General features: G+C 67.2%; 23 protein-coding genes. 14 read left to right on the forward strand and 9 right to left on the reverse strand.

The window, feature by feature from the left end; translation table 11 throughout:
- Positions 1-45: 45 nt before the first annotated feature.
- Positions 46-1,257, reverse strand: a complete 1,212-nt coding sequence (gene metK, locus ACTJI4_RS05930; protein WP_392919119.1) for a methionine adenosyltransferase — start codon at positions 1,255-1,257, stop codon at positions 46-48.
- Between the two features lie 453 nt (positions 1,258-1,710).
- On the opposite strand from metK, the gene ACTJI4_RS05935 reads away from it, so the two are divergent.
- Together ACTJI4_RS05935 and ACTJI4_RS05940 are read left to right on the forward strand one after the other, a co-directional pair.
- On the forward strand, positions 1,711-2,472 hold the full coding sequence (locus ACTJI4_RS05935) for a UDP-2,3-diacylglucosamine diphosphatase (protein ID WP_440868811.1): 762 nt from the start codon (positions 1,711-1,713) through the stop codon (positions 2,470-2,472).
- Positions 2,473-2,665: 193 nt separating this feature from the next.
- A complete protein-coding gene (locus ACTJI4_RS05940) occupies positions 2,666-3,694 on the forward strand; it encodes a metal-dependent hydrolase (protein WP_440868812.1) in 1,029 nt (342 codons plus the stop codon).
- A 1-nt stretch (position 3,695) separates the two neighbouring features.
- Here the strand turns inward: ACTJI4_RS05940 and ACTJI4_RS05945 are convergent, their stop codons facing one another.
- From ACTJI4_RS05945 to ACTJI4_RS05960, 4 genes are all read right to left on the reverse strand, one after another.
- The gene (locus ACTJI4_RS05945; RefSeq protein ID WP_068849287.1) at positions 3,696-4,520 is read right to left on the reverse strand and encodes a methyltransferase domain-containing protein; all 825 of its coding nucleotides are present in this window, start codon (positions 4,518-4,520) and stop codon (positions 3,696-3,698) included.
- Between the two features lie 40 nt (positions 4,521-4,560).
- Positions 4,561-5,553 carry a tRNA dihydrouridine synthase DusB gene (dusB, locus tag ACTJI4_RS05950; protein ID WP_093536202.1) on the reverse strand — a complete coding sequence of 331 codons (993 nt, stop codon included), beginning with the start codon at positions 5,551-5,553 and terminating at the stop codon, positions 4,561-4,563.
- 433 nt (positions 5,554-5,986) lie between these two features.
- Positions 5,987-6,943, reverse strand: a complete 957-nt coding sequence (locus ACTJI4_RS05955) for a ribokinase (RefSeq protein ID WP_282247624.1) — start codon at positions 6,941-6,943, stop codon at positions 5,987-5,989.
- 25 nt (positions 6,944-6,968) lie between these two features.
- Positions 6,969-8,267 (reverse strand): NupC/NupG family nucleoside CNT transporter, encoded by a 1,299-nt coding sequence (locus ACTJI4_RS05960; RefSeq protein ID WP_392919108.1) that lies wholly within the window; start codon positions 8,265-8,267, stop codon positions 6,969-6,971.
- A 204-nt stretch (positions 8,268-8,471) separates the two neighbouring features.
- On the opposite strand from ACTJI4_RS05960, the gene ACTJI4_RS05965 reads away from it, so the two are divergent.
- The 6 genes from ACTJI4_RS05965 (at position 8,472) to ACTJI4_RS05990 (ending at position 14,695) form a co-directional block, all read left to right on the forward strand.
- Positions 8,472-9,443 carry a potassium channel beta subunit family protein gene (locus ACTJI4_RS05965; protein ID WP_392919104.1) on the forward strand — a complete coding sequence of 324 codons (972 nt, stop codon included), beginning with the start codon at positions 8,472-8,474 and terminating at the stop codon, positions 9,441-9,443.
- Positions 9,444-9,634: 191 nt separating this feature from the next.
- Positions 9,635-9,832 carry a hemin uptake protein HemP gene (gene hemP, locus ACTJI4_RS05970; protein WP_392919101.1) on the forward strand — a complete coding sequence of 66 codons (198 nt, stop codon included), beginning with the start codon at positions 9,635-9,637 and terminating at the stop codon, positions 9,830-9,832.
- Between the two features lie 162 nt (positions 9,833-9,994).
- A complete protein-coding gene (locus ACTJI4_RS05975; protein WP_440868813.1) occupies positions 9,995-12,196 on the forward strand; it encodes a TonB-dependent hemoglobin/transferrin/lactoferrin family receptor in 2,202 nt (733 codons plus the stop codon).
- Between the two features lie 5 nt (positions 12,197-12,201).
- Positions 12,202-12,771, forward strand: a complete 570-nt coding sequence (locus tag ACTJI4_RS05980) for a Hemin transport protein (RefSeq protein ID WP_392919095.1) — start codon at positions 12,202-12,204, stop codon at positions 12,769-12,771.
- 115 nt (positions 12,772-12,886) lie between these two features.
- On the forward strand, positions 12,887-13,801 hold the full coding sequence (locus ACTJI4_RS05985; RefSeq protein ID WP_392919929.1) for a DUF6607 family protein: 915 nt from the start codon (positions 12,887-12,889) through the stop codon (positions 13,799-13,801).
- 84 nt (positions 13,802-13,885) lie between these two features.
- Positions 13,886-14,695 (forward strand): hypothetical protein, encoded by an 810-nt coding sequence (locus ACTJI4_RS05990; RefSeq protein ID WP_392919092.1) that lies wholly within the window; start codon positions 13,886-13,888, stop codon positions 14,693-14,695.
- Positions 14,696-14,759: 64 nt separating this feature from the next.
- Here ACTJI4_RS05990 and ACTJI4_RS05995 read toward each other — a convergent pair whose 3' ends face one another.
- The 3 genes from ACTJI4_RS05995 to ACTJI4_RS06005 form a co-directional block, all read right to left on the reverse strand.
- Positions 14,760-15,113 carry a DMT family protein gene (locus tag ACTJI4_RS05995; protein WP_392919089.1) on the reverse strand — a complete coding sequence of 118 codons (354 nt, stop codon included), beginning with the start codon at positions 15,111-15,113 and terminating at the stop codon, positions 14,760-14,762.
- Positions 15,114-15,234: 121 nt separating this feature from the next.
- Complete coding sequence (locus ACTJI4_RS06000; RefSeq protein WP_392919086.1) at positions 15,235-17,718, reverse strand: ABC transporter permease; 2,484 nt, start codon at positions 17,716-17,718, stop codon at positions 15,235-15,237.
- On the reverse strand, positions 17,715-18,314 hold the full coding sequence (locus tag ACTJI4_RS06005) for an ABC transporter ATP-binding protein (RefSeq protein ID WP_392919084.1): 600 nt from the start codon (positions 18,312-18,314) through the stop codon (positions 17,715-17,717). Before ACTJI4_RS06005 ends, ACTJI4_RS06000 begins: the two co-directional genes overlap by 4 nt.
- Before the next feature lie 120 nt (positions 18,315-18,434).
- On the opposite strand from ACTJI4_RS06005, the gene ACTJI4_RS06010 reads away from it, so the two are divergent.
- The 3 genes from ACTJI4_RS06010 (at position 18,435) to ACTJI4_RS06020 (ending at position 21,309) form a co-directional block, all read left to right on the forward strand.
- Positions 18,435-19,100, forward strand: a complete 666-nt coding sequence (locus ACTJI4_RS06010) for an arylesterase (protein WP_392919082.1) — start codon at positions 18,435-18,437, stop codon at positions 19,098-19,100.
- A 73-nt stretch (positions 19,101-19,173) separates the two neighbouring features.
- A complete protein-coding gene (locus tag ACTJI4_RS06015; RefSeq protein ID WP_019182442.1) occupies positions 19,174-19,887 on the forward strand; it encodes a response regulator transcription factor in 714 nt (237 codons plus the stop codon).
- A 150-nt stretch (positions 19,888-20,037) separates the two neighbouring features.
- Positions 20,038-21,309: a sensor histidine kinase gene (locus ACTJI4_RS06020; RefSeq protein ID WP_392919079.1), complete on the forward strand. Its 1,272-nt coding sequence runs from the start codon at positions 20,038-20,040 to the stop codon at positions 21,307-21,309.
- A gap of 144 nt (positions 21,310-21,453) precedes the next feature.
- Here ACTJI4_RS06020 and ACTJI4_RS06025 read toward each other — a convergent pair whose 3' ends face one another.
- On the reverse strand, positions 21,454-22,182 hold the full coding sequence (locus ACTJI4_RS06025) for an SGNH/GDSL hydrolase family protein (RefSeq protein WP_392919077.1): 729 nt from the start codon (positions 22,180-22,182) through the stop codon (positions 21,454-21,456).
- A 233-nt stretch (positions 22,183-22,415) separates the two neighbouring features.
- Between ACTJI4_RS06025 and ACTJI4_RS06030 the strand changes: the two genes are divergently transcribed.
- From ACTJI4_RS06030 to ACTJI4_RS06040, 3 genes are all read left to right on the forward strand, one after another.
- A complete protein-coding gene (locus ACTJI4_RS06030) occupies positions 22,416-22,796 on the forward strand; it encodes a diacylglycerol kinase (protein WP_392919074.1) in 381 nt (126 codons plus the stop codon).
- A 44-nt stretch (positions 22,797-22,840) separates the two neighbouring features.
- Positions 22,841-23,590 carry a TerC family protein gene (locus ACTJI4_RS06035; protein WP_392919071.1) on the forward strand — a complete coding sequence of 250 codons (750 nt, stop codon included), beginning with the start codon at positions 22,841-22,843 and terminating at the stop codon, positions 23,588-23,590.
- Between the two features lie 66 nt (positions 23,591-23,656).
- Positions 23,657-24,295: a LemA family protein gene (locus ACTJI4_RS06040; protein WP_392919069.1), complete on the forward strand. Its 639-nt coding sequence runs from the start codon at positions 23,657-23,659 to the stop codon at positions 24,293-24,295.
- The last annotated feature ends 1 nt before the right edge of the window (position 24,296 follow it).

Genomic DNA, 24,296 nt, shown 5'->3' on the forward strand with positions numbered 1-24,296 from the left:
CGTTCGCGGGCCGTCGGTTTCACATGCTGCGCGGGCGGTTGGCCCTTATTTCAGCTTCGCATCGGCGCGCAGGGCGGCGGCGCGGTCGGTCTTCTCCCAGGAGAAGGCCGTGGCGTTGACCGTGTCACCGGCAGCGTTGAGGTAGCTGAAGTCCTTCGGCTTGCGGCCGAAGTGACCGTAGGCCGCCGTCTGCTGGTACATCGGGTGGATCAGGTCCAGCATCTTGATGATGCCGTACGGGCGCAGGTCGAAGTGCTTGCGGATCAGCTTTTCGATCTTGTCATCGCTGATCTTGCCGGTACCGAAGGTGGTGACCGAAATCGAGGTCGGCTCGGCCACGCCGATGGCGTAGGAGACCTGCACTTCGCAACGGTCGGCCAGGCCGGCCGCCACGACGTTCTTGGCCACGTAACGGGCCGCGTAAGCCGCCGAACGGTCAACCTTGGACGGATCCTTGCCCGAGAACGCGCCACCACCGTGACGGGCCCAGCCGCCGTAGGTATCGACGATGATCTTGCGGCCGGTCAGGCCGCAGTCGCCCACCGGGCCGCCGATCTCGAACTTGCCGGTCGGGTTGATGTGGAACTTGGTGCCCTTGTGCAGCCACTTGGCCGGCAGCACCGGCTTGATGATCTCTTCGCGGACGGCCTCGATCAGGTCCTTCTGCTTGATGCCCGGGGCATGCTGGGTCGACAGCACCACTGCATCGATGGCCGCCACGGCGCCGTTTTCATAGCGCAGGGTGACCTGGCTCTTGGCATCCGGGCGCAGCCACGACAGCGGCGAGTTCTTCTTCTTGCGGATCTTGGCCTGCTGCTCGACCAGGCGGTGCGACAGGTGGATCGCGGCCGGCATGTAGCTGTCGGTTTCGTTGGTGGCATAGCCGAACATCAGGCCCTGGTCGCCGGCACCCATTTCTTCGGGCTTCTTGCGGTCCACGCCCTGGGCGATGTGCGGCGACTGCTTGCCGATCAGGTTCAGCACGCCACAGGTGGCGCCGTCGAAGCCGACGTCGGAGCTGTCATAGCCGATGTCCAGGATCACCTTGCGGGTCAGCGCTTCCAGGTCGATCCAGGCGGAGGTGGTGATTTCACCGGCCACGATCGCCACACCGGTCTTGACCATCGTTTCGCAGGCCACGCGGGCGCGCTGGTCCTGGGCAAGGATCGCGTCCAGCACCGCATCGGAGATCTGGTCGGCAATCTTGTCCGGATGGCCTTCGGAGACCGATTCGGAGGTGAACAGGTAGCTGGACATCAGGCGTAATATCCTTTGATTCGGATGGAAAGATGGGCGCGCATGATACACGGCAAGTCGCGCCATTGCATTGTGGCTCAGCGGGGGTTGCCCGTGGTTAAGCCGGCGTGCCCACCGGCAGGGGCCGCCGGAGCGTGATTGGGGCCCAGCGTCGTGGCCCAGTGTTCCACCAGCGTGACAACGGGGCGCGCAGGGCGGGGTCCTGCCGGCCGCCGTCATCGGTCTGCCCCGAAACGGTCACGCCGCTGCCGTGTCGCAGGCGCAGGCTCCCGGCCATTCAGCCGCCGGGAAGGAGCACGCGCCATGCACGCCATCGAGCAGCGTCCGGGGTATCACGGGATGGATCGGGTCGCGGTCGGCCGACGGGCCGGGTCGGCTGGCCTGGCAGCGCATGATCGGGAGGCAGCAGGCCGGTCATCCCCGGCCGGGGGGCCGGCCCCCTGGCGGCGCACGGTGTTCCTCTCCGACGTGCATCTGGGCTCGCAGCATTGCCACGCCGCCGAACTGGCGGGGTTCCTGGGCCGGCTGCGCTGCCAGCGGCTGTACCTGGTCGGCGACATCATCGACCTGTGGTGGCTGGCCCATCGACGGGCCAGCTGGCAGGCGGCCCACAGCGATGTGATCCACGCGCTGCATGCGCTGCGCCGGGCCGGCACCGAGATCGTCTACATCCCCGGCAACCACGATGCGTCGCTGCGCCAGCTGTGCGGGTTGATGCTGCCGGCGATGCAGGTGCGCCGCCGCGCCATCCACACCACCGCCGATGGCCGCCGGCTGCTGGTGGTGCATGGCGACGACTACGACGGCGCCACCCACTTCGGTGGGCTGCAGGAACGCTTCGGCGACTGGCTGTACTACCGCATCCTCACCGGCAACCGGCTGCTCAACGCCGCACGGCGGCGGCTGGGAATGCGCTACTGGTCGCTGTCGGCATTCCTGAAGCAACGCAGTGGTGCCGCCGAGCGCTACATCGAACGCTTCGTGCAGGCCGGCCTGGCCGATGTGCGCCAACGTGGCCTGGACGGCATCGTGTGCGGGCACATCCATCGCGCCGCTTTGGTCGAACGCGACGGACTGGTCTACGCCAACGACGGCGACTGGGTCGAAAGCCTGACCGCGCTGGCCGAAGACCCCGACGGAAGCCTGCGCCTGCTCGACCACCACGGGCACACGCTGACCCAGCTGGTCACCGCGCGAACGGCGGCCGTGGCCTGACCCCCAGGCACGCATGGCGTGTCCCTACGCCTGCAGCCCACCCCCAACATTCGACCCCAAACCCAAGCGACCAAGGATCGTAGTGACACGCCATGCGTGTCAAAGCCATCATCCTGCGCACGTAACCGAGCCATGCGTGTCAAAGCCATGCCCCTGTGCACGTAACCCACTGGACGTCCCGTAACATCCCCAAATGGATTCCCTAAGCCAGATAGTCTTGGGCGGCGCCGTCGCCGCCGCCATCGCCCCTGCCGGCCACCGCCGAGCCGCGCTGCTTGCCGGCGCCGCGCTGGGCACCCTGCCGGACCTGGATGCCCTGCTGCTGGCCTTCACCGCCACCGATCCGGTCGCGCTGATGACCGAACACCGCAGCTACAGCCACTCGCTGCTGGTGCTGCCCTGGGTGGCGCTGTTGATCTGGTGGGGTTTCAAGCGCTTCGGCCACGGCCGCGTGGCGCAGGCGCCAGTGCGCTGGTTCTGGGCGATCCTGCTGGCGCTGATCACCCATCCATTGCTCGATGCGTTCACGGTGTACGGCACCCAGCTGTGGTGGCCGTTCACTCCGCCGCCGACCATGTGGTCCAGCGTCTTCATCATCGACCCGCTGTACACGGTGTGGCTGCTGCTGGGCTGCGCGGTGGCATGGTTCGCGCGCAGCCGCCCGCTGGCGCAGAAGGCGCTGCTGGCGGGGCTGGTGCTGAGCACCGGGTACCTGGGCTGGTCGCTGGTGGCCAAGCACCAGGTCGACCGCGAAGCCGACCGTGCGCTGGCGGCGATGGGGCTGGGCGATGCGCCGCGGTTCTCGGTCGCCACGCCGTTCAACACGCTGCTGTGGCAGGTGGTGGCGATGACGCCCAGCGGCTATGTGATTGGCGAGCGTTCGCTGGTGGCCGACCGTGGGCCGATGACGTTCCGTGGCTATCCCTCAAACGTGCAGGCGCTGCGCCAGGCGGCGCACCTTCCCGCCGTTGCGCGATTGAACTGGTTCAACCGGGGCTTCATGCGCGCGCAGGTGGTCGATGGCCAGCTGCAGTTGAGTGATCTGCGCATGGGGCTGGAACCGGATTACACCTTCACCTTCGCGGTGGCTCGCGTGGAGGGGGACCGCTGGGTGGCGATCCCGCCGGAGCAGCTGCGCCCGGCCTACGAAGGCGAGCAGGGCAGGGCGCGGGTCAAGCGCCGCTTCGCGGTGATGTGGGAGCGGATCTGGAACGCGCCCTGATTCAATACACCGTGGCGCGGGCCTGCACGAACGAGAAGAAGAACACGGCGTTCGGGTCGTTCTGCACCAGGCTGAACTCGCGGCGCATGCCGTCCACGGTTTCCTGGTCGACCAGGCCGGCTTCCAGCAGCGGGTCGGCGGCCGACAGCAGCAGCTGTTCCCAGAAGGCGATCATGGTCTTGCGCCGGGCCGGTTCGCGGTTGTCCAGGTGGATGGTCTTGATCTCGGTGTGCACGTCGCGGAAGCCGCCGGCCAGCAGCAGGTTGCCGAGCTTGGCGCCGACGAACGGGTCGCCGCCGTGGTCGTACTGGAAGTCGTTGAAGGCCATCCAGTAGCGCCAGATGTGCGGCGAGTACGGGTCGAGCAGGAACGAGGCGTTCATCACTTCGGTGACGTAGACAGGCGAGCCGGGCACCAGCACGCGGCGCACTTCGTTGAGCACGCGGGCGGGCGAGGGCACGTGTTCGAGCACCCAGCACAGGAACGCGGAATCGAACTCGCGCGCGCCGAACGGCAGGTTGCCGGCGTCGGCCTGCAGCAGGGTGTAGCGCTCGCTGCACCACGGTGTTTTCTCGAGGTTCTGGCGGGCGGTGGCCAGCTGCGTTTCGCTGAGGTCCACGCCGGTGACGTGCAGTTCGGGGAAGCGGCGCAGCAGGATCTCGGTCTGGGCGCCAACGCCGCTGCCGACTTCGAGCAGGCGCTGGGCGCCGCTGTAGTCGATGTTGTTGAAGATGGACGATTCCAGCAGGCGGGCCTGGGTGACCAGGCGGTGCTGTTCGGTGCTGGAGAAGCCGTGCAGGTAGGTGGGGGCGGCAATCGGGGTCATGGCGGTCACGTGGCGCGGGGCAGGCCCGGCGATGGGGGGATCAGGCGGCGGAAGACAGCGGTTCGCCGGCGGCCAGTGCGGTGAAGTAGTCGGTGGTCAGGGCGATCTGGCCTGCGGCGTCTTCGGCGCGGTTGACCACGGCGCGGAAGGCGGCATTCTCGGGGCGGTCCTTGGCATACCAGCCCAGGTGCTTGCGGGCGATGCGCACACCCTGGGGTTCGCCGTAGAAATCGTGCAGGGCATGCAGGTGGCCGAGCAGGATGTCGCGTACTTCGTGCAGGCTGGGCGGCGGCAGCAGGGTGCCGGTGGCAAGGTAGTGGGCGACTTCGCGGAAAATCCACGGTCGGCCCTGTGCCGCCCGGCCGATCATGACGGCGTCGACGCCGGTCTGGGCGAGCACGTGGGCGGCCTTCTGCGGGCTGTCGATGTCGCCGTTGGCGATCACGGGGATGCGCAGGGCGGCCTTGATGGCGGCGATGGTCTCGTATTCGGCGCTGCCGGTGTAATGCTGGTCGCGGGTGCGGCCATGCACGGCGAGGGCGGCGATGCCGCTGTCTTCGGCGATGTGGGCGATGCGGGGGCCGTTGCGGTGGTCGCAGTCCCAGCCGGTGCGGATCTTGAGGGTGACCGGGACATCGACCGCGCCGACGACGGCGCTGAGGATGCGGGCGACGAGGTCTTCGTCGCGCATCAGGGCGGAGCCGGCCCAGGCGTTGCAGACTTTCTTGGCGGGGCAGCCCATGTTGATGTCGATGATCTGGGCGCCGTGGTCGACGTTGTAGCGGGCGGCGTCGGCGAGCTGCTGGGGTTCGGTGCCGGCGATCTGGACGCTGATCGGGTCGGGTTCGCCGGCATGGTCCATGCGGTGGATGGATTTGCGGGTGGTCCAGAAGCGGGGATCGGAGATGGTCATTTCAGACGCGGCCAGGCCGGCGCCCAGGCGCTTGCACAGCAGCCGGAACGGTTTGTCGGTGACGCCGGCCATGGGGGCGAGCACCACGTTGGGCTGGATGTTGTAGGGACCAATCTGCATGCCGGCATTGTAGTGCCGGCCCGTGCCCGGCAACCGAGCAGACCCCTGCGATCCGGCCCCACATTCAGGCCGATCCGGAAGGCCCTGATGCCGTACGGGCATGAGCAGATGCTTGACGGTTGCTTCCCGCGCCCCCAGTGGTGGGTGATGTTGGGCGGTTCAGTTGCGTTGAAACCCAGAGCAAGAGCAACTTCAAAGGCGTCGGCTCTGCTTGGTCCCACGGCTTGGCAGGTCGGTGTGGGTTTGCGGGGGACGCCGTAAACCCATCCATGGGGGCTTGGTCGCGGCATCCATGCCGCTCACACCCCCGCAAACCCACCCCGACCTGCCTTTGAGACATTGTCGGTGACGGTACGAACGTCAAATGCAGAGGCAGAAAAAAACCGGCGCTTTGCGCCGGTTCTGGTAGAGCACGACCGTTGGTCGTGCTGCGTTACACGTCCGCAGGCGTGTAATGCGGCATGGCTACGGCGGCGCCTTCCTTTTCGGTTGAGCGGCCGGCGAACTGGTTGGCGAAGCGGACGTGGCGGGCGAAGGCGGCGTCCGGGTCCTGGGCCAGGGAGGCGACCAGGGCGCCGTTGAAGGCGTCGCCCGCGCCGGTGGTGTCGAGCACCTGCACCTGTTCGGCGCCTACGCGGTAGTAGGGCTGGGTGTCGCCGCGCAGGTTCTCTTCGGCGTGCGAGACGAACACGCCGACGGCGCCGAGGGTGACCACCACGGTGCCGTTGCCGACCAGCTTGCGGCACAGGGCGTGCAGGCTGGCGCCGTCGAGGGCGGCAACGTCGTCGGCGTCGACGCGTTCGCCGACATGGCGGCCGAGCAGGGCGGCGAATTCGGTTTCGTTGGGGGTCAGCACGTCGGCGAGCTTGAGCAGGCCGATGCTGGAGGGAGCGTCGGCCGGGGCGGCGTTGAGGACGGTGGTGGCACCGGCTTCGCGGGCGATGGCCAGGGCCGCTTCGATGGTTTCGACGGGGGATTCGAGCTGGGCCAGCACGACCTTGGCCCCGGCCAGCAACGCGCGCTGCTGTTCGATGTAGGCGGTGCTGAGCGCGGCGTTGGCACCGGGGCCGATCACGATGGTGTTGCGGCCGCGGCTGTCGACGTAGATGCCGCCGGTGCCGGTGGGCTCGGTGCTGGCCTCGGCGCTCAGGGCGAAGCCGTCCTGTTCGGCCAGGCCGCGGGCCATGGCGCCGCCGGCATCATCGCCCAGGGCGCACAGGAAGGTGGTCGGGGCGCCGGCACGGCGGGCGGCCACGGCCTGGTTGAAACCTTTGCCGCCGGGGCCGGTGCTGTAGCGGCCGGCGATGGTCGCACCCGGGGCCGGGAGCGATTCGCAACGCCACACATGATCCACATTGAAGGAACCGACAACGACGACACTGCTACTCATAAAGACTGTTTCTCGGGAACGGATATCAGCTGAAATGCGTCAGCACGCCGGCGATGGTCGCCGTCATGAAGGTGGCAATGGTACCGCCCAGTACCGCGCGCAGGCCGAACTTGGCCAGGTCGTGGCGGCGCTCCGGTGCCAGCCCACCAATACCACCGATCTGGATGGCGATCGAGCTGAAATTGGCGAAACCGCACAGGGCGTAGGTGGCGATCAGGCGGCCTTCAGCCGACAGCGACACGCCGGGGACCTGGCCGTTGACGATTTCGGAGAGCTTGGAATAGGCGACGAATTCGTTGATGACCACTTTCTGGCCGATCAGCGAGCCGACGGTGGTGGCATCGGCCCACGGCGTGCCGATCACCCAGGCAATCGGGGCCAGCAGGTAGCCGAAGATGGTCGAGAGGTCGGTCGGGCGGCCGATCATGGCCTGCAGGCCGGTGATTTCGCCGAACCAGGTCAGCGGGGCGTTGAGCAGGGCGATCAGGGCGATGAAGGCCAGCAGCATGGCGCCGATGTTGAGGGCCAGCTTGAGGCCGTCGCCGGCACCGGCGGCAGCGGCGTCGATGATGTTGCTGGAGGTTTTCTCCACTTCCATCTTGACGGTGCCACGGGTCAGCGGGGTGCCGGTTTCGGGCACCAGCAGCTTGGCCACCACCAGGGTGGCGGGGGCGGCCATGATGCTGGCGGCCAGCAGGTGCTTGGCGTAGAAGGCCTGCTGCACCGGGTCGTTGCCGCCCAGCATGCCCACGTAGGCGGCCAGTACGCCGCCGGCGATGTGGGCCATGCCGCCGATCATCATGGTGATCAGCTCGGACTGGGTCATCTTGGCGATGTAGGGGCGCACCGTCAGTGGTGCTTCGGTCTGGCCGATGAACACGCTGGCGCAGACGCTGGTGGTTTCCGCGCCGGACACGCGCATCACCTTGGTGATCGCCCAGGCCATGCCGCGCACGATCAGCTGCATCACGTTGAGGTGGTACATGACCCCCATCAAAGCCGAGAAGAAGATGATCGTCGGCAGCACCTGGAAGGCGAAGATGAACCCGAACTGGTTGGTGTCCATCAGGCTGCCGAAAATGAAGCGCGAGCCTTCGTTGACGAAGCTGAGCACCTTGACGAAGCCGTCGCCCAGCCACGAGAACGCTTCACGCCCGCCGGGCATCAGCAGCACCACCGCAGCGAAGGCGATCTGCAGGGTGATGCCGGTGATCACCAGCCGCCAGTCGACCGACCGCTTGTTGTTCGAGAACAGCCAGGCGATGCCGATCAGCACTGCCAACCCGAACAGGCCGAAGCCAATCCTGCCCAAACCTTCGACCATGTGACTTCCCTTGGGGCGCCGCGAAAAACGGGAAGCCTAGAGCAGCGGCCGGGGCGGGGCAAGGAAAAGCAGCGTACGGGGGCCGACCGGGCGTGATCAGGCAAGGATCCACATGGGTTCGGGCCCGCCGGGCGATACACTGATGCGACTCATTCCGGCCGCGCTCCCGGTGTCCTGGCGCGGCCATCCAGCAGGAGAAAACGCATGCACTACCGCCGCCTGGGCTCGTCCGGGTTGAAGCTGTCGGCCCTGTCCTTCGGGGCCTGGGTCACCTTTGGCGACCAGATCAGCCGTGACGAGGCCCGCAACCTGGTCGCCTGCGCCTGGGACCATGGGATCAACTTCTTCGACAACGCCGAGGGCTATGCGCGCGGCCGTGCCGAGCAGGTGATGGGCGATGTGATCGCCGACCTGCGCCTGCCCCGCGATGGGGTGTGCGTGTCCAGCAAGGTGTTCTTCGGCGCGGTGGACGAGCCTCGGCCGACCCAGCACGGCCTGTCGCGCAAGCACGTGACCGATGCCTGCCACGCCGCGCTCAAGCGCCTGCGGGTGGACTACCTGGACCTGTATTACTGCCACCGCCCGGATCCGGACACCCCGATCGCCGAGACGGTGCTGGCCATGGACACGTTGATCCGGCAGGGCAAGGTGCTGTACTGGGGCACCTCGGAGTGGTCGGCCGCGCAGATCCAGCACGCGGTGGACGTGGCACGCCGCCACAACCTGCACCTGCCGACGATGGAGCAGCCGCAGTACAACCTGCTGCACCGCGAGCGGGTCGAGCGCGAGTACGCGCCGCTGTACGCCGATCCCGGTCTGGGCACCACGATCTTCTCGCCACTGGCCTCGGGCCTGCTGAGCGGCAAGTACAACGCCGGCTTCGAACCGGACTCGAGGCTGGGCCAGGCCCAGATGGGCTGGCTCCGCGAGCTGGTACTGGGTGATTCGGCAGAGGACCGCCTGGACAAGGTACGCGCCTACACCGCGCTGGCCGCCGAACTGGGCCAGTCGCCGGCGCAGCTGGCCATTGCCTGGTGCCTGCGCAACCCGAACGTGTCCAGCGTGATCCTCGGCGCCAGCCGGGTCAGCCAGCTGGAACAGAACCTGGGCGCCCTCGACGTGCTGGAGCAGGTGGCCGACGCCGACTGGCACCGCGTGGAAGCCATCTTCGCGTAGCGCCACGCCCTGCGTGGCTTCGCGGTGCCGGCGCCCTGCGGACAGATACGCAGGGCATGGCTCTAACGATAGGTTGTATCAATCGATTTACGAAAATCGATCATCAATTTCATCAATCAACATGAGAATGGTTGTTGATTGTGTACTGAGAATCATTATCATCTGACGTGTCCCTCGCACGAGTCCAGACAATGAACACTCAAGCCGCTGTACTGCTGCGCCCCGAAACGCTGTCCCTGCGCGACCGTCCGGTCCGCGTTGTTCCAGCCGAAGAAGTGATCGACAGCGAAGCCCTGCTCAAGGGTCGCCGCGAAATCCTGATCCAGCATGGCGACCGCTTCTATCGTCTGCGCCACACCAGCAACGACAAGCTGATCCTCACCAAATAACGGCCCGCCTCCCCCACGGGGTGCATCCGCGCGGCCGCGCGGAGCACTCCAGGCCCACCGCCCGCACCGCTCTCTCCCCCTCGGCACGTCGCCCGCGACCGTTCTGGTCGCCGGCGTCTGTCGGGGGTCTCCTTCCGCGTCCAGCCGACCCTGCCCATCCACATGACCCGTCCTACTGCGTTGAGCCTTGCCTTGTGGCTGGCGTTGCCCATGGCCGCCTCCCACGCTGCTGCCCCTGCCAGCTCCGATGCCGGCACTGACGCGCGCGACTTCGACCGCGTGCAGGTCACCGCCACCCGCACCGAACGCGCGCTCGGCGATGTGGCCGCCACCGTCGACGTGATCGACCGCGAGCAACTCGACGCCCACCTGGTGCGCAGCATCAAGGACCTGGTCCGCTACGAGCCGGGCATCTCGGTGACCAGCAGCCCGGCCCGTTTCGGCCTGGGCGGGTTCCGCATCCGCGGGCTGGATGGCAACCGCGTGCTGATCCAGACCGACGGCATCGCCATGCCCAAGGCCTTCACCATCGGCAGCTTCGCCGATGCCAACCGCAACTTCACCGACCTGGAAACGCTCAAGCGGGTCGAAATCGTGCGCGGCCCGGCCAGCGCGCTGTATGGCTCCGATGCGCTGGGCGGGGTAGTGGCCTTCGTCACCAGGGACCCGGCCGATTACCTCAAGGATGGCAAAGACAGCCATATCGGCCTGAAATTCGGCTATGACGGCGAATGGAACGGCCTGCTCGGCAGCGCCACCACCGCCTTCGGCGGCGACCACTGGAGCGGCATGGTCAACGTCAACCATCGCCAGGGCCAGGAAACCGAAAGCATGGGCGACGTGCGCAGCAACGACCGCACCCGCACCGCCGCCAACCCGCAGGACCGCGATGGCCGCAGCGTGCTCGGCAAGCTGGTCTACGCGCCCAGCGAGGACCAGCGCTTCCGGCTGACGGTAGACGGCAACGAAGACCGCGTGGACACCGATGTGCTGTCGGCCATCGACCACACCACCACCACCGGCATGCAGGCGCGCGACCACCAGACCCGCGCGCGGGTGTCGTTCGCGCACGAGATGGACACCCTGGCCGCCGGGTTCGCCGACAGCCTGTCCTGGCAGCTGTACCGGCAGGACAGCGAAACCACCCAGCGCACCGACGAACAACGGGCCAACCGCACCACGCGCCACCGCGAGTTCAACTTCGACCAGCGCGTGTACGGCCTGCAGGCCGCGTTCCACAAGGCCCTGCAGACCGGCGCGGTCGAGCACGCGCTGACCTACGGTTTCGATGGCACCTGGACCGAAACGCGGCAGAAGCGCGACGGCTACCAGGTGCTGGCCAACGGCCAGACCAGCACCACGATCCTGCCCGATGCCTTCCCGGTGCGCGATTTCCCGATCAGCAGAACCACCGAACTGGGCCTGTACGTGCAGGACGAACTGCGCTTTGCCAATGGCCGCTTCTCGCTGGTGCCGGGCGTGCGCGTGGACCACTACGAACTGCGCCCGGACGTGGACCCGATCTTCGCCGCCGACAACCCGGGCATGCCGGTATCGGACCTGACCAAGACCAGCGTGTCGCCCAAGCTGGGCATGGTGTGGCGCTTCGCCGATGACTGGTCGCTGTTCGCCGGCTACTCGCACGGCTTCCGCTCGCCACCGTACAACGACGTCAACCTGGGCTTCACCAACGTGATGTTCGGCTACACCGCCATTCCCAACCCTGACCTCAAGCCGGAAACCAGCGATGGGCTGGAGCTGGGTCTGCGTTACGTCAGCAAGGCCGCGTATGTCAGCCTGAGCGGCTACTACAACGACTACAAGGACTTCATCGAGTCCCAGCGGCAGGTGGGCATCAACCCGCAGGGGCTGATCGTGTTCCAGTCGCAGAACATCGCCGACGCGGAAATCTACGGTGCCGAGCTCAAGGCCGGGGTCGAGTTCGGCGAACTCAGCACCGCACTGGCCGGCTGGTCGTTGAACGGCGCGGTGGCGTGGTCGCGCGGCCAGGACAAGACCGACGACGTACCACTGGAATCGATCGATCCGCTGCGCGGCACGCTCGGTGTGGCCTTCGACCGCGATGCGTGGGGCGTGGAGCTGCTGGGCACCTTCGCCAAGCGCAAGGACCGCATGGCCAGCGCCACCGCATTCCGCCCGGCCGGCTATGGGGTGCTGGACCTGGTGGCGCACTGGGACTTCGCGCCCGGCGCCAAGATCAACGTCGGCGTGTTCAACCTCGGCGACCGGAAATACATCGATTACTCCGCGATCACCTCCGCGCTGGCCTCCAGCAGCACGGCGATCGACCGTTACACCAACCCTGGCCGGAACGTCTCGGCCAGCCTTGCCGTGAGCTGGTAGCCATCATGAGCCGAGCCCTTTCCGCACTGCGAACCCCCGACCGGTACCTGCGCCCTGGCCAGCTGCCATCCCCGGAACAGCTGGCGGCACTGGGCACGGTGCTGTGTCTGTACCGGCCCGAAAGCAGCGAGCTGGGTGGCTGGAAACATGCCGTTTCCGCCCATGCCTGCCAGGGCATGGACAGCGAGGGCATCCGCGAAAGCCTGTGCTTTTCCGACGCGCGCGGCCGCTGCTGCTGGCGGCTGTACCTGTTGCCCGACAGCGACTTCCTGGCCTGGGACCGCCTGATCTCTGCGTTTCCGGCGCGGCCGGAGCCGGCCAATGAGGGCGGCGTGGCCGAACGTCTGTGGCGCCGGCTGGCCACGCGCCTGGGCGGCGAGCCCTGGCGCATGTGCGCGCTGCGCCTGCACGCCCGCACCGGCCAGGCACTGGCTGCCAGCGTGGCGCCATTGTCGGCGCTCGGCGCCATCGCCGCGCGCCGCATCGCGCGGGTCGAGGGCGCCGATGGCGAGCTGTGGGTGGACGAGTCCAACGTCGTACCGCTTGTCCATCTTCCTTCCACCCGACCTTCCTGAGGGATCTTCGTAGATGCAGTCGACGACCGTAGCGACACGCCATGCGTGTTCCACGCAATCTCCCGTCACCCCGAAAGACACGCATGGCGTGTCACTACGCGCCGGCTGTGCGTGGCTGCTGCTTGCCGCCAGCGGCATCGCCCACGCCCAGCCCTCCGACCTGCAGCGCGACCGCGCCAGCATCCTGGCCATGAAGGGCGAGCACATCGTCGATTTCGCCTTCGACGAAACCGTGCTGCTCAAGCCCGGCTATGAGCGTGCGCCGGCCGTGCGCAGCGGCGGCAACGAAGTGGTGATCGTGGTCGAGGACAGCCCGAAACGGATCGTGCTCCAGCACCTGCTGGTGGATGGAAAGAGCGGCCACGTGACCAAGCACTGGCGACAGGACTGGGTGTATCAAGCGCCGAACCGGTTCGAGTTCAGCGCCGACCAGACCTGGCAGGTGCGTTCGATCGATCCGGCGGTCAACGCCGGCGCGTGGACCCAGTGTGTGTATGAAGTGAGCGATGCCCCGCGTTACTGCGGCACCGGCCGGTGGGACTACCGCAACGGCGTGGCCACCTGGACCAGCGACCTCAGCTGGCGGCCGCTGCCGCGCCGCGAATACACCCGCCGCAGCGACTACAACGCGCTGGCGGTGGTCAACCGGCACACGCTCACGCCCAACGGTTGGACCCACGAACAGTTCAACACCAAGATCCTGCGCGGCGCCGACGGCAGCCAGCAGGAGATCGCGCGCGAGTTCGGCTTCAACGATTACAACCGCACCACCGAGGTCGACTTCAAGCCGGCCTACGACTACTGGAACGCGACGGCCGACTACTGGGCCAAGGTGCGCGCGCGCTGGAACGGCTACCTCGGGCAGGCGCCGGGCGTGCACCTGAAGACCAAGGTGGACGGCATGGCGATGATCATCCCGCTGTTCACCCAGGCCCAGGACATCCAGGACGGCAGGAGAGTGAAGGATCCGCAGATCGACGCGGTGTTCAGGCAGTGGGTGGAAAAGGCCCCGGCCGACGCCGCGCGCTGAGTGATGTAATGATCGAAACCTGAAGGTTATCCCGGCATCGAAGGTGACTACTTACTGCACCTGCAGATCGGGATACTTCTTGCGATGCAATTCTCCACACTGTTCACCGCGCTGGTCGGCGCCGCCGTGTTCCGGGGCGCGGGTGCCGCGCCGGTCGCCACGCCACAAACCGATGTGTTCCCACTGACTGATATCTGCAATGGCGGCCAGTCGTGGCCCGATGAAGTGCTCACACCGTTGAGTCGCAACTACGCCGCGTGTCACCGCCGGATGGAGGAAAATCCGCGCCTGTTCGGTGAAATCAGTCCCGTTGGCAGGCAGGCACTGTGTGTGGCCGAGGCGGGGTTCAAGGCCGGCTTGAGACGCGCGCTGGACGAGAAATCCAGCGAAATTCCGGTACGCCGTGAGGGGCTTCATCGGCTTGCCGCCAGCTATGCCGTCAATCCGATGCCCAGTCCCCGCACCGCAGGACACAGCTTGGACGAGCTCCGCAAGATCAACTTCGACGACTACCGGTTGAGCGCTTCCACGCAGTACAACAGCCAGCTGGAAGAGCAGGTGGCGATGCTGCCTGCATCGCAGCACCTGTCCTCGCCGCAGGACGATCAGCCAACACCCTGGCAGAACCACGAGCCGAAGTGGGTGCGTAGCGAGATCGCGGAACGCAATGCGCTGGTCACCTTGCGCGAAGTGGGAAAGCCTGAATCGCTCAGCCATGCGCAGGCCGATGCACTGCGTGCCCAGGTAGAGAAGATGCGCTTCGGCCATACAAAGATGAAACGCCGCATGCTCAAGGATGCGCGAAGGGAACTGGTGAACAAGCTTCGAATGGCAACCGAGCAGACCCCGACCGACCAGAGGCCGACCAGCCAACGGTCGGTTGCGACCGGATGACGGCGAAAAGCGTGGGATGCCAACCGACCAACGGTCGGTTGCTACCCGAGTGAGCGCGTGGCGCTCACTCTTTGAACATCAGAAACGCCGCGATCACGATCAACCCGAATGCGGCGTAATGGTTCCACTTCAACGGCTGGTCCAGGTAGAAGGCGGAGAACACCGCAAATACCACCAGGGTGATCACTTCCTGCATGCCCTTGAGCTGCGGCGCCGAGTACACCGCACTGCCCAGCCGGTTGCCCGGCACCTGCAGGCAGTATTCGAAGAAGGCGATGCCCCAGCTGACCAGGATCACCATCATCAGCGGCGCGCTCTTGTACTTGAGGTGGCCGTACCAGGCGAAGGTCATGAAGATGTTGCTGCCCAACAGCAGCAACACGGGGTAGAGGTAAGCGGTGAACGACGTACCGGGCATCGCGGGGGATCTCAAGGACGGGGAGGGGGATTATCCCTGCATGGTAGCCCCGGCCGGCGGCCGGACCGTGTGATGCCGGCGACGTGGCGACCGGTTCCTGTCGTTCTCTTCGGCGCCACCGTCAGGCTTCCCGCAGCGCAAGCGCCGGCGGGGTGTGCAGGATCCGCCGCGTACCCCACCAGCCGGCCAGCATGCTCAGCGCCACGCCCAGCGCGCCGCCCACCAGCAGCGGTCCCCAAGGCGGACTGAGCTGCAGTTCGAACACCTGGCGGGCCACCACGCTGCCCAGCAGCGCCGCGGTACCCACCGCCAGCAGCGAGGACAGCAGCCCCAGCGCGCCGAACTCCACCAGCACCGCGCCGCGCAGCTGGGTGCGGGTAGCGCCCAGCGTCCGCAGCACTGCGCTGTCGTAGCGGCGTTCACCGGCCGTGGCCTGCAGCGCCGCCAGCAGCACCAGCACCCCGGCCAGCAGGCTGAAGCCCATCACCAGCTGCACCGCCTGGGTCACCCGGTCTACCACCTCGCGCACCCGTTGCAGGATGCTGTCGATATCCAGCAGGGAAATGTTCGGGTACTGCCGGGTCAATCCGGCCAGGGCCGGCGCCTGTTCGCGCGGCAGGTGGAAGGCGGTGATCAGGTTGTACGGCGCATCGCCGACCGCGCCTTCGTTGAGAAGCAGGAAGAAGTTGACCCGGAACGAATCCCAGTCGGCCTTGCGGATGCTGGTCACCGTGAAGCGCCGTTGCTGTTCGCCCATCTGCAGGGTGACCGTATCGCCCAGCTTCATCCCATAGCGCTCGGCCCAGCCCTGTTCGATGGACGCTTCGGCCGCAGTGCTGTCCGGCGCCCAGTACCTGCCGCTCAACAGGGCATTGGCCGGCGGGAAGTCATGTCGCCAGGAGAAATTGACCGGGCGGTTGGCGTCGTCGTCATCATTGCTGTTGTCCTGGCGCTCCAGGCGTCGCGGCGGCGCGTCGTTCACCGCCAGCAGCCGACCGGTGCTGAACGGCTCGATCCCCGGCGATGCCACCCCCAACCCGTCCAATGCCGCCAGCACCGCCTGGCGCTGCTCGGGCTGGATGTTCATCAGGAAATAATTGGGGGTATCGCTGGGCAGACGGTCGCGCCACTGCGCCAGCAGCCCCGGGCCGATCACCGACAGCAGCAGCAGCGCGCACAGCGACAGCGACAGCCCTACCAGCTGCATCACTGCCAGCCCGCGGCGACGGGTGAGCGCCGCAAGGCCCAGCTTCCAGCGCCCACGCAGGCGCGGCTGCAGGCCGCGCAGCAGCCACAGCAGAGCGGCACCGGCGGCGCCCGCCAGCAGCGCCAGCGCGGCCAGTCCACCCAGTACCCAGGCCGCCAGCCGAATGTCGCCGGTGGCCTGCACGGTGAGTGCCACGGTGGCTGCCAGCGCGGCGGCATACACCAGCAGCGAACTCGGCGGCAGGGTGGCGAAGCTGCGGTTGAGCACGCGCATCGGCGGCACCCTGCGCAGCCGCAGCAACGGCGGCAGGCCAAAGCCGAGCAGCAGCACCAGCCCGATCCCGGCCCCGCTCAGCGCGGGGGTGGCCTGCGGCAGCGGCAACCGGCCCGGAATCAGCCCGCCCAGCGCCTGCACCAGCCCGGCCTGGGCGGCCATGCCCAGCCCGATCCCGACCAGGCAGGCCGGGATGGCCAGCAGCACCAACTGCAGTGCCATGGCGCTGAGGATGTCGCGATTGCGCGCGCCCAGGCAGCGCAGTACCGCTACCTGGTCGATCCGGCGCAGGGCGAAGCGGTTGGCGGCCAGCGCGGTGGCCACGCCTGCCAGCAGCACCGCCAGCAGTGCGGCCAGCGACAGGAAGCGGCCGGCAAGGTCGAACGCGCCGCGCACGCCGCGCTGCGCATCGGCGATGCCGACGATGCGCAGGCCTTTGGCGCGCGGCTGCAGCCAGCCGCGGAAATCGGCGATCGCGTTTGCATCGCCGGCAAACATCATGCGGTACGAAGCACGGCTGCCCGGTCCGAGCAGGCCTGCGCGGTCCACATCGAGCCGGTTGACCAGCAGCGGTGGTGACAGCTGCATCAGCTCGCCGGAGGTATCGGGTTCGGCCTGCAGCACGCGGGTCACGGTAAGCGTGCCGGCGCCGAACTCGAGTGCATCGCCCACCTTCAACCCCAGGGCCTGCATCAAACGTGGGTCGGCATATGCTTCGCCCGCGGCCGGGGTGCCGGCTACTTCGCCGGCTCCTCCCGGAGCGCGGCTGACCCGCAGTTCACCGCGCAGTGGATAGCCGGCGCTGACCGCCTTGATGTTGGCCATCTGGCTCTCATCGCCATGGAACAGCACGCTGGGGAAGCTGACCATGCGGGTGCTGGCCAGGCCGCGCGTTCTTGCCTCGTCGGCAAAGGACTGCGGCACGTCCTGGCGGCCACCCAGGCCGAGGTCGCCACCGAGCATTTCCGCAGCGCTGCTGGTCAACGCCAGCGTGACCCGGTTGACCAGCGTGCCCACTGCGGTCATTACCGCTACGCCCAGCACCAGCGCGGCGAACACGGTCAGCAGGTCACCGGCCAGGAACTCCCGGCGAAGCGCGCGCCCGGCATGTCGCAGCACGTTCATGCGGTGATGCCGGCGGCATCGACCAGACGGCCGCCGTCGAGCCGGTAGATGCGCTCGCAACGCTGGGCCAGGCGCAGGTCATGGGTGACCAGCACCAGCGTGGTATCGCTGGTGGCGTTGAGTGCGAACAGCAGGTCGCTGATCTGCTGCCCGGTGGCCTGGTCCAGGCTGCCGGTGGGCTCATCGGCAAACAGGATGCGCGGCCGCGCTACGAAGGCACGCGCCAGCGCCACGCGCTGCTGCTCGCCGCCGGACAGCTGGCGCGGGTAGTGGCGGGCGCGGTGGGTCAGCCCGACCTGCGCCAGCACCTCGCGCACCCGCGCGGGATCCTCGCGCCCGGCCAGTTCCAGCGGCAGCGCGATGTTCTCTTCAGCGGTCAGCGCCGGCAGCAGGTGGAAGCTCTGGAACACGAAGCCGACCTCGCGCGCGCGCAGCTGCGCGCGGGCTTCCTCATCCAGCGTGCCCAGCGTGGCGCCGGCCAGGGCGATGTCGCCACGGCTGGGCAGGTCCAGTCCAGCCAGCAGGCCAAGCAGGGTGGTCTTGCCCGAACCGGAAGCGCCGACGATGGCCACGCTCTCGCCTTCATGGACGGTCATGTCAATGTTGTCCAGTATGTGGACTTCACCCTCCGGGCCACGTGCGGACTTGCCCACGTTGTGGGCGGCAATGGCGACCGGCGCGCTGCGGGGGGACAGGCTGTCGATGAGGATTCTCCAATGTACCGAGCAAATTGGGCGGGCCGCATGGCCCAGGTGTTCCTGCTTCTGGCAGGGTTGCTGCTGTTGCCTGCACTGGCATGTGCCAAAGGTGCCGCCCCCCGGCACACGGTGCTGGTGGTCGGCGACAGCCTCAGTGCCGCCCACAATATCCCGGCTGCATCGGGCTGGGTAAACCTGCTTCAGCAGCGGGTTAGCCAGCAGATCACGCCACCGCCGGCGATCATCAACGCGAGCATCAGCGGCGAAACCACTGCCGGCGCACTGACCCGCCTGCCCGCGCTGCTGCAGAAGCACCGCCCGTCGGTGGTGGTGATCGAACTGGGCGGCAATGACGCGTTGCGCGGGTTGAGCCCGGCGCAGCTGCGGGGCAATCTGGAAAAGATGATCGTGGCCAGCCAGAAGGCTGGCGCGAAGGTCCTGCTGCTGGGCATTGACGTGCCGCCCAATTATGGGCCGGCCTACCGGGACCGCCTGCGCCAGACGTACACCGGGCTCGCCAGCCAGTACAAGGTGGCGCTGCTGCCCTTCCTGCTTGAGGGAGTGGCCCTGCAGCCCGGGTTGATGCAGGGCGACGGGCTGCACCCCACCGCCAAGGCCCAGCCGAAGGTGCTGGACAACGTCTGGCCGCTGCTCAAACCCCTGCTGACTGCCCCGCCCGGATGATCCGTGAGCAGCTTCACGCCGCCTCCACCGACGATCCGGCATGTTTCACAAAGCTGAAGAAAGAGGGACTCCCATGCGTCAGACAAAGGAAACCTCCGGCCTGGTGCTGGTGGTCGAAGACAACCGCAACATCTCCGAGATGATCGGGGAATACCTGGAAGGCCGCGGGTTCGAAGTGGACTACGCCCAGGACGGACTGGACGGCTATCGTCTGGCGGCGGAAAACAGCTACGACGTGGTGGTGCTGGACCTGATGCTGCCGCGCCTGGACGGCATCGAAGTCTGCCGCCGTCTGCGCAACGACGCGCGCAAGTCGACGCCGGTGCTCATGTTGACCGCGCGCGATACGCTGGATGACAAGCTCACCGGTCTGGGCTTCGGCGCCGACGATTACCTGACCAAGCCGTTTGCGATCCAGGAGCTGGAAGCACGCCTGCGCGCGTTGATCCGGCGCGAGCGCCGCCAGGTGGGCTCGGAAGTGCTGAAGGTCGCCGATCTGGTGCTGGATCCGGTCAGCATGCGCGCCACGCGTGCGGGCACCGAGCTGCAGCTTTCGCCCATCGGCCTGCGCCTGCTCACCATCCTGATGCGCGAATCGCCGCGCGTGGTGACCCGCCAGGAAATCGAGCGCGAGATCTGGGGCAACGGGCTGCCGGATTCGGACACGCTGCGCAGCCACCTGTACAACCTGCGCAAGATCATCGACAAGCCGTTCGACCGTCCGCTGCTGCACACCGTGCAGAGCGCCGGCTACCGTATTGCCGATATCGCCCAGCCAATGAGCTGATGGCCACACCGCAGGCCGCACGATGACGCGGGCCTTCGTCGGCCCCGATGTACACGATGCCCCGGCACTTGTCGGGGCATCGTCTTTGCTTGCACGATGGAATAACGGCGCGCTTTCCTATAATCGCGGCGACCCGACCTGGACTTCGTAATGCCGCACGGTCTGCCGCGCAAGATCCGCATTGTCTTCATCCTGCAGGCCGTACTGGCCAGCCTGGCCATTCTGCTGGGCGCGTGGCTGGTGTCGCTGGTGATCAAGCACAGCCTGGTCAGCAGCGCGCTGAAGGAGGAGGCGGCCTACTTCTGGGAGCTGCACGCCGCTTCGCCCGCGCAGCCGCCGCCGAACACGCGCAACATCCGCGGCTACCTTCTGGAGACAGGGCAATCGGCGCTCAGCCTGCCCGGCAACCTGCGCACGCTGGCGCCTGGCTTTCACGAGTTGAAGGCCGACGACCAGCTGGTGCTGGTCGACGCACGCCCGGAAGGGCAGCTGTACCTGGTGTTCCTGCGTTCGCGCGCGGAAATGCTGGCGTTCTGGTTCGGGATCGTGCCGGTGCTGTTGACACTGCTGGCGGTGTATGGGGCGTCGTGGATCACGTACCGCGCGTCGAAACGGCTGGTCTCACCGGTGAACTGGCTGGCGCGGCGGGTATCGCGCTGGAACCCGGGACATCCGGAAGCATCGGACCTGGCACCGGACAAGCTGCCGGCCGACATGCAGGGCGAAACGCGGCAGCTGGCGGCGGCACTGCATTCGCTGGCCACGCGGGTCACCGCGCACGTGGCGCGCGAGCGCAACTTTACCCGTGATGCAAGCCATGAGCTGCGCACGCCGCTGACGGTGATCCGGGTGGCCAGCGACATGGCCCTGGGCGACCAGGACATGACCCCGCGGCTGCGCCGCGGCCTGCACCGTATCCAGCGCGCGGGCCGCGACATGGAGGCCGTGATCGATGCCTTCCTGATTCTCGCCCGCGAGGCGGACGTAGAGCCGCAGATCGAGCTGTTCGATGTCAACGAAATCGTGCGTTACGAGGTGGACAACGCGCGCGAGCTGATCGTCGGCCGGCCGGTGGAGATCCACCTGCACAGCGAGGCACCGGTGCACCTGCACGCCCCGCCCCGGGTGCTGCAGGTGGTGGTCAGCAACCTGCTGCGCAACGCGTGCAGCTACACCGATGAAGGCCGTATCGATGTGGACGTGCTGGACGACCGGGTGGTGGTGCGCGACACCGGCATCGGCATGTCGGCCGAAGCGTTGTCGCGGGCGTTCGAGCCGTTCTACCGCGCCGAACCCAGCCGCCCGCAGGGCACCGGCCTGGGCCTGTCGATCGTGCGCCGCCTGTGCGACCGCTTCGGCTGGAAGATCGCCCTGACCAGTGAGCCCGGCGTCGGCACCCAGGCCACCATCATCTATCGCTGAGGCATTGAGCGAACGGCGGTGGCGATTCGATTGCCTGCCCGCCACCCCTTCGACAGTTGGCCGCGGGCGGTAGGGTCGGTTCCCAAACGACTGCCGACTATGCTGATCGGCCCTTTGACGCATGACCTCGAACAACGTGCGCTGTTACCGCTTTTCCGTTGCACCACACTGCACCTTGCTTGCCAATGCCTTCCGCCAGATCGCATACCCTTCCGGCTTCATATGCAGCATGTCCTCGCGGAACAACGCCGCGCGCGGCTGCCCATCCGCGCCCAGCATCGGGGTGTAGATGTCGGTGTAACCGGTGTTGGGCAGCTTCGCCAAGGCCCGCTGGATCAGTCCATTTGCTTCCTGCACGGCCGGCAGCAGCTGCGCGCGCGACGGGCTGGGCTTGATCGAGATGACCTCGACGGTGGTCTTCGGCAGGTCGCGGTGCACGCGCTGCACGAATGCCACGACGTCGTCGCGGACCTGGATGGGCGTGCGACCGCTGTTGAGGTCGTTGTCGCCGGCGTAGAAGAAGACTTTGCAGGGCGCGTACGGGATCACGATCTGGTCGGCGTACCAGGTGCTGTCGCGCACTTCGGAGCCGCCGAAGCCACGGTTGAAGACCTTCTGGCCGGGGAAGTCGGCCGCCAGGGTGTCCCACATCCGGATCGAGGAACTGCCGATGAACTCGATGCCGCCGCGCGGGGGCGGGGTGGTGGCGTCGGCCCTGGCGAAGGCGGCCATGTCGCCGGCCCAGGCCACGTTGGAGACCTGTTCGGGGATCTGCGGCGGGGCCGGCACCGGGGCAGGCTTCAGGGCCAGGGCGGGCAGGCTGGCGGTCATGGCCAGGGCGAGCAGCAGGGGGCGGGCGAAACGCTGGGACATGCAGGACTCCTGTAGTGCGTCCGGCCATTCTAGGCGCGCGGATGGCATCCGGCGCCGCCTGGGCCGGCCAATGGCCGGCGCTACCAGCCGTCAGGCACCGGTTCAACCGGGAGGTACCCCCCTTCCTTGTGGCAAAATGTCGGATTCTTCGCCTTCCGTCGCGCCGCCCATGACCCCTTGTCGTGCCCCGCACCTGCCGTGCTGCCTCGCTTTCCGTCGTGGGGTGACGCTGCGTGGCGGATGAAATCGGGCACATGCCGCGCGGCCCCAAGCGCATCTTCAAGGCGGCGGTGTGGTCCTGGCAGGGCCTGCGGGCCGCCTGGCTGCACGAATCCTCGTTCCGCCTGGAGGTCTACCTGCTGGTGGTGCTGGCACCCGTGGCGCTCTGGCTGGGCCAGTCCCCGGTCGAGCGCGCGCTGATGATCGGCTCAATGCTGCTGGTACTGGCCATGGAGCTGGCCAATTCGGCGATCGAAGCGGTGATCGAGCGCTACGGCGCCGAATTCCATGAGCTGGCCGGCCGTGCCAAGGACATGGGGTCGGCGGCGGTGTTCGTGCTGATGATGAATGTTCTGCTGTGCTGGGGCCTGGTCCTGGCGCCGCGCGTGCTCTGACGCGCCTCACGTTTGTTTTCCCCCCTTTGTAAGGATCCAGGTCCATGTTTCTTGAGCTGCTGTCCGACCCGAATGTCTGGTTGACCCTGTTGACCCTGAGCGCACTGGAGATCGTGCTCGGCATCGACAACCTGGTGTTCATCTCCATCGCCGTGAGCAAGCTGCCCGAAGCGCGCCGTCCGTTCGCGCGCAAGCTCGGCATCGCGGTGGCGTGCATCACCCGCATCCTGCTGCTGGTGTCGCTGGCTTACCTGGCGCACATGCAGGCGAACCTGTTCACCGTGGCCGGCATGGGCATCTCCATCCGCGACCTGGTGCTGATCGTGGGTGGCCTGTTCCTGATCATCAAGGGCGGCATGGAAATCCGCGAGCTGATCACCGGCGGCGAAGATGAAGACCCCACCACCACCAAGGCCTCGGCCGTGTTCGGCATGGTGATCGCGCAGATCGCCATCATCGACATCGTGTTCTCGCTGGATTCGGTCATCACCGCGGTCGGCATTGCCGAGCACGTGCCGGTGATGGTCGCGGCGATCCTGCTGTCGGTGGCGGTCATGCTGCTGGCGGCCAACCCGCTGGGCCGCTTCATTGACGCCAACCCGACCGTGAAGATGCTGGCCCTGGCCTTCATCCTGCTGATCGGCGCGGTGCTGATCCTGGACGGCCTGGACGTGCACGTGCCCAAGCCCTACATCTACGCCGCCATGGGCTTCTCGGTGCTGGTGGAGTGGCTGAACCTGCTGATGCGCCGCCGGGCGCTGGCGCACCACGTGCCCGGTGCCGGCAACTGGTGATGACGGGGTATTAACCCCTATTCATGGCATGCTCCGGCTCCCGACCATCCCGCTCCGGAGCCGGACATGCGTACGTCCCGATTGATCCTGCTGGCCTTGCTGGCCAGCCTGTTGTCTGGGTGCGGCTACAACGCGATCCAGCAGAAGGATGAACAGGTCAAGGCAGGCTGGGCCGAGGTGCTCAACCAGTACAAGCGCCGTGCCGATCTGATCCCCAACCTGGTGCAGACCGTGGAAGGCTATGCCAACCAGGAACGCCAGGTGCTGACCGATGTGACCAACGCGCGCGCGCGCGTGGGCCAGGTCAACGTCAATGCCGATGACGCCGAATCGCTCAGGCAGTTCCAGCAGGCCCAGGGCGAGCTGAGCGGTGCGTTGTCGCGGCTGCTGGTGGTGACCGAGAACTACCCGAACCTGAAGTCCGACCAGGGATTCCGCGACCTGCAGGCGCAGCTGGAAGGCACCGAGAACCGCATCACCGTGGCGCGCGGCCGTTACATCCAGCAGGTGCAGGACTACAACACCTACGTTCGCTCCTTCCCGCAGCTGATCACCGCCAAGATCTTCGGCTACAAGGAAAAGCCGAACTTCACGGTGGAGAACGAAGCGCAGATCTCGCAGCCGCCGGCGGTGAAGTTCGGTTCGCAGGCCCCGGCTCCTGCGCCCGCGTCGCCGCCGCAGCAGGCCCCGGCGCCGGCCCGGTAAG

It is taken from the genome of Stenotrophomonas sp. 22385 (genome assembly GCF_052045085.1).
Classification (GTDB): domain Bacteria; phylum Pseudomonadota; class Gammaproteobacteria; order Xanthomonadales; family Xanthomonadaceae; genus Stenotrophomonas.

Bases quoted from the DNA above. Each gene is read 5' to 3' on its own strand.
- ACTJI4_RS05995 (WP_392919089.1), bottom strand. From the start codon at position 15,113: ATGCCCGGTACGTCGTTCACCGCTTACCTCTACCCCGTGTTGCTGCTG.
- ACTJI4_RS05980 (WP_392919095.1), top strand. From the start codon at position 12,202: ATGAGCCGAGCCCTTTCCGCACTGCGAACCCCCGACCGGTACCTGCGC.
- ACTJI4_RS06000 (WP_392919086.1), bottom strand. From the start codon at position 17,718: ATGAACGTGCTGCGACATGCCGGGCGCGCGCTTCGCCGGGAGTTCCTG.
- ACTJI4_RS06010 (WP_392919082.1), top strand. From the start codon at position 18,435: ATGTACCGAGCAAATTGGGCGGGCCGCATGGCCCAGGTGTTCCTGCTT.
- ACTJI4_RS06025 (WP_392919077.1), bottom strand. From the start codon at position 22,182: ATGTCCCAGCGTTTCGCCCGCCCCCTGCTGCTCGCCCTGGCCATGACC.
- ACTJI4_RS06015 (WP_019182442.1), top strand. From the start codon at position 19,174: ATGCGTCAGACAAAGGAAACCTCCGGCCTGGTGCTGGTGGTCGAAGAC.
- ACTJI4_RS06005 (WP_392919084.1), bottom strand. From the start codon at position 18,314: ATGACCGTCCATGAAGGCGAGAGCGTGGCCATCGTCGGCGCTTCCGGT.
- ACTJI4_RS06020 (WP_392919079.1), top strand. From the start codon at position 20,038: ATGCCGCACGGTCTGCCGCGCAAGATCCGCATTGTCTTCATCCTGCAG.
- dusB (WP_093536202.1), bottom strand. From the start codon at position 5,553: ATGCAGATTGGTCCCTACAACATCCAGCCCAACGTGGTGCTCGCCCCC.
- ACTJI4_RS05945 (WP_068849287.1), bottom strand. From the start codon at position 4,520: ATGACCCCGATTGCCGCCCCCACCTACCTGCACGGCTTCTCCAGCACC.
- ACTJI4_RS05955 (WP_282247624.1), bottom strand. From the start codon at position 6,943: ATGAGTAGCAGTGTCGTCGTTGTCGGTTCCTTCAATGTGGATCATGTG.
- ACTJI4_RS06040 (WP_392919069.1), top strand. From the start codon at position 23,657: ATGCGTACGTCCCGATTGATCCTGCTGGCCTTGCTGGCCAGCCTGTTG.
- ACTJI4_RS05990 (WP_392919092.1), top strand. From the start codon at position 13,886: ATGCAATTCTCCACACTGTTCACCGCGCTGGTCGGCGCCGCCGTGTTC.
- ACTJI4_RS06035 (WP_392919071.1), top strand. From the start codon at position 22,841: ATGTTTCTTGAGCTGCTGTCCGACCCGAATGTCTGGTTGACCCTGTTG.
- hemP (WP_392919101.1), top strand. From the start codon at position 9,635: ATGAACACTCAAGCCGCTGTACTGCTGCGCCCCGAAACGCTGTCCCTG.
- ACTJI4_RS05960 (WP_392919108.1), bottom strand. From the start codon at position 8,267: ATGGTCGAAGGTTTGGGCAGGATTGGCTTCGGCCTGTTCGGGTTGGCA.
- ACTJI4_RS05940 (WP_440868812.1), top strand. From the start codon at position 2,666: ATGGATTCCCTAAGCCAGATAGTCTTGGGCGGCGCCGTCGCCGCCGCC.
- ACTJI4_RS05975 (WP_440868813.1), top strand. From the start codon at position 9,995: ATGACCCGTCCTACTGCGTTGAGCCTTGCCTTGTGGCTGGCGTTGCCC.
- metK (WP_392919119.1), bottom strand. From the start codon at position 1,257: ATGTCCAGCTACCTGTTCACCTCCGAATCGGTCTCCGAAGGCCATCCG.
- ACTJI4_RS05965 (WP_392919104.1), top strand. From the start codon at position 8,472: ATGCACTACCGCCGCCTGGGCTCGTCCGGGTTGAAGCTGTCGGCCCTG.